This is a genomic window from Cytobacillus solani (genome assembly GCF_001420595.1).
In the GTDB taxonomy this organism is placed as follows: Bacteria; Bacillota; Bacilli; order Bacillales; family Cytobacillaceae; genus Cytobacillus; species Cytobacillus solani.
In genome coordinates this window covers 4,813,165-4,825,689 of the sequence record NZ_LJIX01000006.1, presented here as the reverse complement: position 1 = coordinate 4,825,689, position 12,525 = coordinate 4,813,165, and the positions used below count along the sequence as shown (strand labels likewise).

The window sequence follows — 12,525 nt, the reverse complement described above, 5'->3', positions numbered from 1 at the left end:
TAAACGTTAGTTAAACATGAAAGCTGTCAGTTTGAGGGAATCCTTATTCCACTAAAGTTGGCGGCTTTTATTTATATAAAATAGGGGGTGCAAATTTGCATCCATATCATTTCAATGCGATTTCCCAACTGTAATTGCTTGGTATTTCCACAAGATATCTTCTATGAATGAAAGTTGACTTTTGGCACATTGAATGATGACGGCAACTTCAGGTATTTTTTTCGTTTTCTTCGATTGAGCTTTGCTTTTATTTGGAAAATAATATAAGGCATATCCAATGGTGAATCCAATAAGTGCACCAAGAAGACCGCAAATAATTGGTCCTAAATACAATGTAAATCCGACACTGGCACCAATAACTGCACACCCTGTAGCGCTTGCCATGCCAATTTCAAACGCATTGGAGTGGATATTTTGTGTTCTTCCTGAGATCTGAATGGGTGAAGGCTTATCGTCCATAAATACGACAAGGATTTGATCCCTAGAAATAGAGCTATTCTCTAATACAGTTAATGCTTGCTCTAATTCAATCGATTGTTCAAACATTCCAATAATGATCATAAGAATTACACCTGCTTATGGAAGATAAGAAAATCATCTTTCCTGTAACGATTTTTAAGATACTGACGTTGTGCGATACGATAAAGTTTATTGTGTTCAATCGTTGTAGTATAAGCATGAAAGATGGCTCCGCCCATTACAGAAGGCATAAATAATAACCAATGTTGCTGCAGAATTAAGTTTGATGCTTGGAGATTCCCAAGCATTAATTGTAAAAGAGACTCGTGAAGCTTTGAAAAGTATAGATAAATCCACCACCAAATCATTGCATAAAATGCTAATCCAAACCGGTGAATATATAGCTGCCCTAATCCCGGAAATAGAAAAGAATAAACAGCGCCAACGATTGGTTTTTTCCTATCTAAAAATTGAATTTCCAAAGGGAAAATGCCTATACGAGAGATTTGTTCATTTTTTAAGCAAGTTAAATCAAATACTTTATTTTGGTAAATGGCCAGGCGGTAACTATCCCAAATGGTTATCATATAAATAATCAGATAGCCAAATGCCCATTTAGGCTGAACAACTGATTGTGCAAGTTCAAACTTCCCGCAAAAGGAGTAAATCATTGCATCATTAATGTGAGCAAACGTATTAATAAAAACCTCAGATAATGATAGTAAGGTTGCTCTTATGTAGTGGTTAAGAAAATAATGCCCAAAACCAGGAAAGACAGCAGACCACCAAGCAATCATAAGGGGACTTTGCTTTTGAAGATGCGTGATTCCAAATACACTCATTCTTGCAAGAGAAGGATCGTGTTCATTTATCATTATCAGAGCACCTCTTACGGAAATTACTTTACGCAGGTATACATAACATTTTTCAATTATTTACATTTTATTCAAGATAGGATCTCATGAATAATCTTTTATTAATCAGACTCGTAAGCAGAACCAGCAATAAGGACAAACCAATATAATATAAATGATCCCACCAAACAAGGCTTTGAAGGATTCCTGCAGTTAATAGCACCTGATTGACTATAAACATCAGGAAACCTGTTAAAGCATATTTTATCCACTTTGTTTTCCAGTTGATATGAATAATTAGGCAGTAATAAAGAGAATCGATTAAAAAGAATATGTCTGCAAAAGCAACGGTATCACGTTCCAGATATTCAAACCATCCAGGATTGTATATTCGATTTGAGAAAAAAATAATTGGCAGAATGTGGGCACTGCACGAAATAGAAACAATGGCTAAATAAAGAATCAAGTTCTGTTTAAATCTCCTTGGATGATTCAAAATCCATTGATAAATAATCTTTGCAGTAGCAAAGTAGAATGGCAATCCAAGCCCTGTAAATGCTAACCGCCACCAATTATGTGAATAGATTTGCAATTCTAGAAATAACCACTCAATACCGACAAATAAACCGGCAAAAAGGAAAATCCAAATCCAATTTAGATGAAAGGTTGCAATGAAGGTTGCAATAACTGGCAAAGCAAATGCATTTGAGGCAAAGGCGCCTAAGTTACTGTCATAAAAGGGATGACCTTTAACGAATTTAGGATAATATTCATAGCTTCCTAAAAAAGTAAAGATGACCGTTTCAATTATAAAGCCGAGTCCAATCATAGCTAATAAAAGGAACAGGGTTCCTGTATTTCTTTTTTTTAAAAGATTAAAAATAAAAATGGAAATACTAAAAACAATGAGAGCTAGAAACCAATATGAATTATACACACTGATCACTCCGATAAATCGAGAATATATATAATTTGTACAAATGCCTGAATAATATTCGGCATCGGAAACTGAATGCATATTAAGTTTGCAATAGATAGTAGAGTTACAGTATGAAGTATACATAGAGATGAGGGGTTAAGAGGATGGCAAGAGAAATAACAGAACGAGTAGATATGTGTGATGAGAATGGCCGATTAGCCGAAAACAGCATCGGCTGGGCAAGGCAGCCGCTGTTTAATTGCAATGTGTCGGGAAGTTTCCTGCGGAAGAAAAAATGGAATTATTGGTGTGTAACAAGCCCAGAGTTCTTGTTTTCAGTCACAATTTCTCATTTGGATTATGCTGCTGTTTTATTTGTGTATGCGCTAGATTTACAGAGTCTTAGTTTTCAGGAGCAGACAGCCATTGTTCCATTTGGATTCGGCTGTAAAATGCCTGAAGAGGTGAATGCCTCCGTGAAATTTGAGGGAAAGCAAATGGCTATTTCATTTGAAGAAAAGGGAGATTCCACAAGTATACGTGTTCATTGTCCGCATTTTAGCGAAAAAAATCACCCGTTAGTTGCAGAAGTACAAGTTGAACGTCCACGCGGGCATGAATCGATTAATGTCGTTGTGCCGTGGAGTGAAACACGATTTCAGTTTACGTCAAAACAAACAGCACTTCCTGCAGCTGGAACAGTTCATTGGAATGGGAAGGAATACATCTTTAATAACGAAAATGCCTTTGGATGCTTGGATTTTGGCAGGGGAGTCTGGCCCTATCATTCGACATGGAATTGGGCGCAAGCTGCGGGGATTGTCAATGGAAGATCAGTTGGCCTAAATTTCGGTGGTCAATGGACGGATGGAACTGGACAGACTGAGAATGGAATTGTGGTCGGCAGAAAGCTAAGCAAAATCAATGAAGACATCAGTTGGGAATATGATAACAGTAATTATATGAAGCCTTGGACATTGAAAACAACTGAAACGGATCAAGTGTCTCTAACGTTTCAGCCATTGTTTGAGCGAAAAGCAGCAACGAATGCATGGATTATTCGTTCTGCCGTTCACCAAATGATTGGTACATTTAACGGTTATATTAGAACGAATGAAGGGGAAAAGTTAATGATTGAATCCCTTGTAGGGTGGGCAGAGGATCATAAGGCAAGCTGGTGAGTTCAACGAATCTAGTTCTTTGGTAGCAAGTGCCAATTTTGATGAGTTGACAGAATAGGCTTACTACTGTAGGATAATGAATATAATTTAATAAGACCTCATCTTTGCTGATGAGGTAGAGGCGCGGTATTTAATAGTCTGTAGTGGAGCTTGAGAAGCTAGGATGCTAGAGAGAAGGAAATATCGCCGAAGCTTGTAATATTCTCAGTATTGCTTGCTGGGTCTGCAGTTAAGAACTGCAGGACTGTCTCAATGAACTTACCCGGTTTGTTGAGTTGTGCTATCTCATTTAGGGAAAGAAGAGGGATTTTGGGGCAAACTATAAACGTTGCGACCTGAGTTCATCTCAGGTCGCTTTTTGTTTTTAGTAAAATGCCTAAAGGCAAGAGGTCAAGCATATATTAGACTATTAAATCAAATAAATAGGGGGAAAATAGCATGAAGAAAAAACTATCATTATTTTTAGCGATATCTCTTTCAGCCATTATTCTATTAGCAGGCTGTGGAACAAGCGGTGATTCAGATAAGAAGACAGAAGGATCAGGATCATCATCAGAAAAAGATACCTTTAAAGTAGGACTTGAAGCTGGCTATGCACCATTCAATTGGACACAAATGGATGATTCAAACGGTGGCGTTAAAATCGATGGCAATGCAGAATACGCAGGCGGATATGATGTAGAAATCGCTAAGAAAATTGCTGAAGGGTTAGGCAAAGAGCTAGTGATTGTGAAAACAGAATGGGATGGACTTGTACCATCGCTAACTTCAGGAAAAATCGATGCGATTATTGCTGGGATGTCACCGACAGCAGAACGTAAAGAAACCATTGATTTCTCAGTTAACTACTACAAATCGGATTTAATCATGGTTGTCAAAAAAGGCGGAAAGTATGAAGGTGCAACTTCGATCCAAGATTTCAAAGGAGCAAAGGTAACGGCACAGTTAAATACATTCCACTATTCAGTTATTGATCAAATTGATGGAGTGGAAAAAAAGCCAGCAATGGATAACTTTCCGGCTATGAGGGTAGCGCTTGAATCGGGTGTTATTGACGGATATGTTTCTGAACGTCCAGAGGGAGTTAGTGCATCAGCTGCAAATGATAACTTCGCGATGGTTGAATTCTCTGAAGGATTTAAGACGTCTGAGGATGATACGGCTATCGCAGTTGGGATTGCAAAGGATAGTGAGCTAACAGCAAAAATTAACGAAATATTAGCTGGTATTTCTGAGGAAGAACGCATCAGTATTATGGATGCTGCAATTAAAAATCAGCCAGCGGCAGAATAATGGTTTGTGAAGCCGGCTGCATCAGCACAATGTAGTCGGCTTCCACGTTTAAGGGGAGGATACGAATGGATTTAAGTTTTGAATGGATTATAAAAATTATTGAAACAAACTGGCCGATGTTTCTGCGCGGAGCTGGCGTAACCCTCTTGATTGCATTGATCGGAACTATTTTTGGGGCATTGATCGGGTTATTGGCAGGCATCATCCGCACCATTCCAATACCTGAAAGAGGAGCGAAGAAAGGCTTCTTAAAATTCATTAACATCATCCTATCCGTGTATATAGAATTTTTCCGTGGCACACCGATGATTGTACAGGCAATGGTTATCTATTATGGTTCTGCTGCAGCATTTGGCTGGCAAATGAACCCGATTATTGCAGGGGTCGTTATTGTAGCAATCAACACAGGTGCATATATGGCTGAAATTGTCCGTGGGGGAATTATTTCAGTTGATACTGGACAATATGAAGCAGCCCAAGCCATTGGAATGAATCATGTTCAAACAATGACTCATGTAGTGATGCCACAGGTTATTCGCAATATTTTACCAGCAACAGGCAATCAATTTATCATTAATATAAAAGATACAGCGGTCCTAAGTGTCATTTCTGTTACTGAGTTATTCTTCCAAACGAAAACGGTGGCAGGCAATAACTTTAGATATTTCGAAGCATTCTTTATCGTATGTATCATTTATTTCATTTTGACATATGCAGTCACTTTAATTCTGCGCTACTTTGAAAGAAAGCTTGATGGTCCGGATAATTATATAGTCGTAGGCAATCAGGCTCAGATTGAAGCTGGAGAACATAAAGGGATCGGGCAATAATGGGGAAGGAGGAGAATGGTATGGAGACAGTCATTGATATTCAGCGTTTAAGTAAATCCTTTGGAAACCATGAAGTATTAAAAGATATTCATTTCTCAGTGAATAAAGGAGAAGTCGTCTGCATCATTGGTTCCTCAGGTTCAGGGAAATCCACACTTCTTCGCTGTGTCAATCTATTAGAAAAACCGAGCGGCGGAAAAATTATTTATCATGGTGAAAATATTCTCGATGATAAGCATGATATTCATGCCTATCGAAGAAGATTAGGAATGGTATTTCAGCAATTTAACTTATTTAATAATCATAACGTACTTGGCAATTGTGTAATCGGCCAAATGAAGGTATTAAAGCGCTCGAAGGAAGAAGCGGAAAAGGTAGCGCTGAAATACTTGAAAGTGGTTGGGATGGACAGGTTTGTGAATGCGAAGCCCAGACAGCTGTCTGGGGGGCAAAAGCAGCGGGTTGCTATCGCTAGAGCCCTTTCGATGGAACCAGATGTGCTGCTGTTCGATGAACCAACTTCTGCGCTTGATCCAGAGATGGTAGGAGAAGTTCTTAAGGTCATGAAAGAGCTTGCTGAGACAGGTCTGACGATGCTAATCGTTACGCATGAAATGGAATTTGCCAAAGAAGTATCTGACAGAGTGGTCTTTATGGACAAAGGGGTTATAGCAGAAGAAGGAAGCCCTGACCAGATTTTTAATCACCCAACTGGGGAACGTACGAGGGAGTTTTTAAAACGTACTTTGAGGGCAATCTAGGTTTTTAATAAAACTTATCAAACTATGTCAAATAATGTCGATATTAGGAGAAGAAAAATCATTCAGAAATGATGATTTTTCTTCTTTTTTTAATCTAGGAGAATGGTGGGAATGAGAAAAGTCATAGTATAGTAGAATGAATTGCGGTAAGATTTAGTAAAATCTTAAACCAAGTCTATAAAAATAGGTGATTGAGTTGAAAAAATTAAAATTAGGCATGAAGATCAATATGATGGTTCTGGCTATTATACTTTCGTTATCAACGATTATAGGAGTAGTTGTTAATCAAGAAATAACAAAGGGAATTAAGGGATTTGCGCTAGAAAAGGCAAAAGCGGATCTTACTTTAGCATATAAATATATAGATGTTAAATATCCGGGAGAATGGACAATTAAGAATGGACAGCTTTACAAGGGAAAAACCCTAATAAATGAAAATGATGATATGGTCGATGAAATCGGTGGCGATACTGAAGATACAGTGACGATTTTTCTAGGCGACACACGTGTATCAACTAATGTCATTAAAGATGGGAAACGTGCAATTGGAACACAAGTATCAAAAGAGGTCTCAGATGTTGTACTAAAAAACGGGGAACATTTCTATGGTGAAGCAAATGCTGCAGGACATATTTATCAGTCAGCTTATATGCCAATTAAAGATACTAACGGTGAGATTATAGGTATTTTTTACGTGGGTGCCTCACAAAATATTATTGACAGCATCCTATCTAGTTTCTTAGTCAAATTTATTACTATTCTTTGTTTAGTCATCGTTGTGTCAGCTTTTGTTACCTATTGGTTTACAAAAAGGATGAAAAAAAGGTTAGCCAAGATCACGTCGGCTCTTGAATTAGCAAGGGATGGGGATTTCACCTCTCAAATCAAGGATCATACGGGAGATGAATTAAACGATCTTTCTACTAGTTTCAATAGAATGGCTGACAACCTTAGACAAATGATGAATGAAGTGAATATGGCTTCCGAACAGGTTGCGGCTTCTTCTGACGAGTTAACGGCTAGTGCAGAGCAAACGAGCCAGGCAACGGAACTAATTACTGACACCATACAACATGTTGCGCAAGGAGCAGAACATTCAACAATAAGTGTACAAGAAAGCGCAGTAGCTTTGGAAGAGGTTTCAAAAGGGGTGCAATCTATGGCAGAAACAGCCTCTATTATATCTGAAGCTAGTTCTCAGGCGACACAAAAAGCGAAGGACGGCGGAGTGTATGTGAACAGAACTGTTCAACAGATTAATGCAATCAGCCATTCAGTAAACGAAAGTGGAGAAGTCTTTCAATCGTTGGATCAGCGCTCAAAAGAAATTGGTGAGATTACAAAAGTCATTTCAGGCATTGCTGACCAGACAAACTTGTTGGCACTAAATGCGGCAATTGAAGCTGCTAGAGCAGGAGAACATGGAAAAGGGTTTGCTGTCGTTGCTGATGAGGTTCGGAAATTAGCAGAGCAATCGCAGCAATCGTCCGCCCAAATTTCAGGCTTAATTGTTGAAATTCAACAGGACATGCTGCAATCCAACAAATCTATTGAGCAAGTAACGATGGATGTTAAGGCTGGGCTTGAGATTGTTGGACAAACAGAGGGTAGCTTTAAAGAAATTCTGCATTTTATGGACAGTCTTGCAGCGAAGATACATGATTTGGCAGCTACCGCAGAACAGGTCTCTGCAAGTGTTGAAGAAGTATCTGCAACGGTATCTAGCATTACACACATATCAGTAGGAACTTCTGACCATTCCAAAAATGTGGCGGCATCTGCAGAAGAACAGCTTGCTTCTATGAAAGAAATATCCATATCCGCCCAATCATTATCCAAATTAGCGGAAGACTTACAAACTTTAATTAGTAAGTTTAAGATCTAGCGGAAAGTAATAATCGAATAAGATAAAAATGTGATTAGCTATCTGTTTTTATGGTTACAGGATATAGAATCACTTCTATTCAAAGAGGGGAAGAAGACACCAAATGCTGGTGAAATTCTTCTTCTTTTTGTTATGAGAAAAGTTTTTTGAATTGAAAACGCCTTCATTAAAAATCCTAATAAATATATAAGAAAACTAGAGTATAATGAGTTTTATTAAATATTAACAGGAGTAGTGACCATTGGAAAAACAAAATAGCAAATACAGATGGGCTGTCTTTGGCACAGTGTTGTTTACTTATTTTCTAATTGTTAGCCAAAGGACGGCCCCAGGACTAATTACAGATCAACTAATGAAGGACTTCGGTCTTACAGCTTCAACCATTGGATTACTGACAAGCATTCAATTTCTTGCATACGCAAGTCTGCAAATACCAATTGGGCTATTGTCTGATCGATATGGTCCTAATTTTTTCCTTATTATTGGAACCATTCTTAATGGCTTAGGGACAGTATTATATAGTTTAGCTCCAAATGAATTTTTCCTTCTCTTTGCTAGGTTATTAGTGGGACTTGGTGATGCAACCATTTGGGTCAACTTGGTTTTAATTTTAAGTCTGTGGTTTAAAGGAAATGAATTTGTTGGGTTGATTGGAATAGCTGGGATGGCGGGGAGTTTTGGATTTCTGCTGGCAACTGTGCCTTTTTCCTGGTGGATTACTTTATGGGGCTGGAGGGTTCCATTTTTATTAATAGGGATTATTCTATGTGTACTAGGAATCTTGCTTTATTTCATCCTTGTGAAAAAACCTAAACAACTCTTTAATGATTATCAGAAACAAAAGATAATCTCACCTAAAGAAGAACAAGTAAAGGAAAAGACATTATCGCTGCTACGCCGCATTCTTTCAAGCCGTCAAGCTTGGGCAACCTTCTTATGTCATTTTGGTGTTGTTGGCACATATGTTGGATTTATCGGTTCATGGGCTGTTCCATATGGGATGAATGTATATGATATGAATCGTTCAGATGCGAGCCAGCTTATTATGATCGGACTTATCGGAGCAATTATCGGCGCACCGATTACGAGCTGGATTGCAGGACGTATAGGTTCAATCAAAAAGCCTTATACAGTTATTCACTTCATTTCATTCTTATGCTGGACAGCCATTCTATTATTCGGGGGAGAGCCGCCCATTTTCATGCTTATCATTCTTTTCTTTATCATCGGATATTGCAACGGGGCAAATACGTTAACATTTGCTGTTGTCCGGCAATCATTTGATCGGAAAGAGGTTGGTCTAGCTTCTGGATTTGCGAATACAGGCGGTTTTTTAAGTGCAGTCCTTTTGCCCGGTATTTTTGGCAAAATACTCGATCATTTTCATGCTTCACCAATCCAAGTAGGCTATCATTACGCATTTATCATACCGGTTATTTTTTCTATGCTTGGTTTGGCCGGCGGGCTTTTGATTAAGGAGCAGCGCCAGGAAGAAAAGGAGTTCAATGTGTAAATTTGAATAAAATAATTTTCAATTGGAATTTCAATAATGTAGAATTTTGCTGAATCTTGTTGAATTATAAATTAGAATGAATTATCATAAGAATTAGAGGTTAAAAAGTCCTAAATAAAAAGTCCTACATAAATGAGTTTAAAGGCAAACTATTCGAAAGAATAGGACGCAAAGCTATGGGTCTAAGGTAGTGGTTTAGTGATAAGCAACTAACTATGACAGCCGGTTACCAAATTTTTGAATGGGTTATTTGAATTTTTGGCTATTCACGAATGAGGGAATAGCTTTTTTCTTTTGCCCTACTTTTTTATTTTGAGGTGATTTTTTTGAAGGTCGAGGAATTAATACAGGAAGTTAATAAAAATGTAGAACAATTAGATTTTGTCACAACCAGGAAATTAATTGAGGAGAATATAGAAGTTTTAAGCAAGCATAAGGTGCTATTGAAAAGCAATGCGAGAGAGCTGCTCAAATTGCTTACAGAACGGCTAGATGCGGGGTATGAACCTATTTCAAGGCAGGATATGGCTACGGTCATTGCCCTAAATTCATATGCAACGAAATTTGATATTCGATCCATGAAATTAATTGTAAAAGATAAAGCAAAATTGTTATTAAGAAGAGACGTTATTGAATACTTAAATAAAGATGCGAAAGTGCTATTAGAAGGTATGGGTGTGATCGAAAAAATTAGTTAAGATGACAACCCTTCAAATTAAATTGGAAGTTATCTGAGAAGCCCCTGAAATTATCTATTTTCAGGGGCTATTCTTATTTTTTCAACAATAAGTAAATAAAGTATGGCGCACCGATTAATGAAACCATAATGCCTGCTGATATCCCGTCTGGCTCAACTAAGTTACGCCCAACCGTATCAGCGAATAACAGAAGCCATCCGCCAATTAGAATGGAGATCGGGATAAATAATTGATTTCTCGGTCCTACCAAGGCTTTTGCTATATGTGGGGCCATCAGTCCGATAAATGTAATACCACCCGTCACTGAAACGGCCGCAGCGGCTAAAGCAACAGCTGTCAGAAGGAGAACGATACGCTCCTTTTCAATGGATACACCAACTCCAATGGCTACCGGTTCGTTTAATCCAAGGAGATTCAATCGGTTTGCCTTATACAAGGTAAAGGGAATGAGTATCACCAGCCAGGGAAGGATGGCCAAAATAAATGGCCAGTCAGTCCCCCAAATATTCCCTGCTAACCACTTAGCGATAAAATCGACTTTTTCCTGTTCCGCAGAAGAAATAAGGACAATCATCGCTCCAGAAAGCGCCATTGAAAATCCAACGCCAATTAAAACTAATCGGACTGGCTGGAGTCCAACTTTTCTATTATACGAAAAAATATAAATTACACTAGCAGTAATTAAAGCACCAATAAATGCGACAACAGGAAGCAGATAAACAAAGGAACCAGCATCAATCGGCAGAAATAGGAAGAAAATAGCAATCGCTACCCCTGCACCTGAATTAATTCCGATGATGCCAGGATCAGCAAGATCGTTCCGTGTAATGCCTTGCAAAATGGCTCCTGATAAAGCAAGTGCCATCCCAGCTAACAAAGTAATGATTATTCGTGGCAATCGAATGGAGAATAAGATAAACTCCTCTTTAAATGTACCCTGACCAAATAAAATAGGCATTAATCGGTTATAGGAGATGGATGAATACCCGAGCCCCATCCCAATAAAGATAGTAAGTAAAATCAGTGCAAGTAATACAAATAATAGAATTCGCTGTTTTTTTATTAATCCTGGCTGAATCATGAGAATGCTTTTCCTCCTTTACGTACAATGAACAGGAAGAAAGGTAAACCAATCATAGCAATAATGGCAATAATCGGTGTTTCATATGGTGAATTGATGGTACGACCAAGTGTATCCGCTAATAGCATAAAAGAAGCTCCGATAATCGCTGACATAGGTATAATAAACCGGTAATCCGTTCCAACTATTGCACGAACTATATGAGGAACCATTAATCCAATGAACACCATATTTCCAACAAGTGCAACAGCAGCACCGGCGAGCAGAATAATAACTATAAATAGGACAAGCTTAACCTGAGTGGTCTTTTGCCCTAATCCAACAGCTACCTCTTCATTTAGACTAAGAATCGTTAGTTGCCTTGAGAAGAAGAGAGAAACAATAATTCCTATTAAAATAAACGGAACGATTACTTGAAGCTGTGCCCAGGACGTTCCGATTAAACCACCGGCAGTCCACATGGATACATTCTTTGATATTTTAAAATATATTCCAACTCCTTCTGATACTGCATATAAAAAGGCAGATACAGCAGCCCCTGCTAATACAATGCGAAGAGGAGAGAAGCCTCCTTTTTTCATTGAGCCAATACCGAAAACCAAAATGGCCCCAATAGCTGCACCAATAAAGCAGGCGATCATGATCCCCAAGTAACTGGTTGAAGGGATGAAGGCAATCGAAATAGCTAGTGCCGCATTAGCCCCAGCTGTTAATCCAAGCAATCCTGGATCAGCAAGTGGATTTCTTGTGATCCCTTGCATAATAGCACCAGAAACAGCTAGCGCAGTACCAACAAAAACAGCTGCGATTTCACGAGGCAAGCGAATTTCACGTATGATCGAAATTTTATCACTGGTAGCATCGGAGGTTAGTGCTAACCATACATCTTTAACCGCAATATCTGCTGCGCCAAAAACACAAGCCATAACAAACATTCCTATAAAAACAAGGGTTCCAGCAGTAAGTTTAAATATAAATGGGATCGAACGTTGCTTTTCTTTCATTATTGAGTCCTCATCTTTTCTGTTCTTAGAATAAGGGAAAAGGAATT

General features: G+C 38.4%; 12 protein-coding genes and 2 riboswitches. Of the genes, 7 read left to right on the top strand and 5 right to left on the bottom strand.

The annotated features are described in order from the left end of the window. Positions 1–111: 111 nt before the first annotated feature. From AN957_RS25745 to AN957_RS25735, 3 genes are all read right to left on the bottom strand, one after another. Complete coding sequence (locus AN957_RS25745) at positions 112–561, bottom strand: hypothetical protein (RefSeq protein ID WP_053478425.1); 450 nt, start codon at positions 559–561, stop codon at positions 112–114. 5 nt (positions 562–566) lie between these two features. Further along, on the bottom strand, positions 567–1,334 hold the full coding sequence (locus AN957_RS25740) for a hypothetical protein (RefSeq protein WP_053478426.1): 768 nt from the start codon (positions 1,332–1,334) through the stop codon (positions 567–569). 67 nt (positions 1,335–1,401) lie between these two features. After that, positions 1,402–2,250 carry a hypothetical protein gene (locus AN957_RS25735; RefSeq protein ID WP_056686910.1) on the bottom strand — a complete coding sequence of 283 codons (849 nt, stop codon included), beginning with the start codon at positions 2,248–2,250 and terminating at the stop codon, positions 1,402–1,404. Between the two features lie 146 nt (positions 2,251–2,396). Between AN957_RS25735 and AN957_RS25730 the strand changes: the two genes are divergently transcribed. The 7 genes from AN957_RS25730 (at position 2,397) to AN957_RS25700 (ending at position 10,393) form a co-directional block, all read left to right on the top strand. Continuing rightward, the gene (locus tag AN957_RS25730; RefSeq protein ID WP_056686907.1) at positions 2,397–3,413 is read left to right on the top strand and encodes a DUF2804 domain-containing protein; all 1,017 of its coding nucleotides are present in this window, start codon (positions 2,397–2,399) and stop codon (positions 3,411–3,413) included. A gap of 108 nt (positions 3,414–3,521) precedes the next feature. Beyond that, a riboswitch (Lysine riboswitch) is annotated at positions 3,522–3,704 on the top strand. A 147-nt stretch (positions 3,705–3,851) separates the two neighbouring features. Continuing rightward, positions 3,852–4,706 carry a transporter substrate-binding domain-containing protein gene (locus tag AN957_RS25725; protein WP_056686904.1) on the top strand — a complete coding sequence of 285 codons (855 nt, stop codon included), beginning with the start codon at positions 3,852–3,854 and terminating at the stop codon, positions 4,704–4,706. Positions 4,707–4,771: 65 nt separating this feature from the next. Then, complete coding sequence (locus tag AN957_RS25720) at positions 4,772–5,536, top strand: amino acid ABC transporter permease (protein WP_056686899.1); 765 nt, start codon at positions 4,772–4,774, stop codon at positions 5,534–5,536. 20 nt (positions 5,537–5,556) lie between these two features. Further along, complete coding sequence (locus AN957_RS25715) at positions 5,557–6,297, top strand: amino acid ABC transporter ATP-binding protein (RefSeq protein ID WP_053478431.1); 741 nt, start codon at positions 5,557–5,559, stop codon at positions 6,295–6,297. Positions 6,298–6,493: 196 nt separating this feature from the next. Next, positions 6,494–8,182 carry a methyl-accepting chemotaxis protein gene (locus tag AN957_RS25710; RefSeq protein WP_056686894.1) on the top strand — a complete coding sequence of 563 codons (1,689 nt, stop codon included), beginning with the start codon at positions 6,494–6,496 and terminating at the stop codon, positions 8,180–8,182. A gap of 241 nt (positions 8,183–8,423) precedes the next feature. Further along, on the top strand, positions 8,424–9,695 hold the full coding sequence (locus AN957_RS25705; protein WP_053478433.1) for an MFS transporter: 1,272 nt from the start codon (positions 8,424–8,426) through the stop codon (positions 9,693–9,695). A 133-nt stretch (positions 9,696–9,828) separates the two neighbouring features. Continuing rightward, positions 9,829–9,929, top strand: a riboswitch (cyclic di-GMP riboswitch). Between the two features lie 92 nt (positions 9,930–10,021). Beyond that, a complete protein-coding gene (locus tag AN957_RS25700; protein WP_053478434.1) occupies positions 10,022–10,393 on the top strand; it encodes a hypothetical protein in 372 nt (123 codons plus the stop codon). A gap of 73 nt (positions 10,394–10,466) precedes the next feature. On the opposite strand, the gene AN957_RS25695 is transcribed toward AN957_RS25700, so the two are convergent. Together AN957_RS25695 and AN957_RS25690 are read right to left on the bottom strand one after the other, a co-directional pair. After that, a complete protein-coding gene (locus AN957_RS25695; protein ID WP_053478435.1) occupies positions 10,467–11,474 on the bottom strand; it encodes a FecCD family ABC transporter permease in 1,008 nt (335 codons plus the stop codon). Then, the gene (locus AN957_RS25690; RefSeq protein ID WP_425388936.1) at positions 11,471–12,478 is read right to left on the bottom strand and encodes a FecCD family ABC transporter permease; all 1,008 of its coding nucleotides are present in this window, start codon (positions 12,476–12,478) and stop codon (positions 11,471–11,473) included. The genes AN957_RS25695 and AN957_RS25690 overlap by 4 nt, the downstream gene beginning before the upstream one ends. Positions 12,479–12,525: the final 47 nt, after the last annotated feature.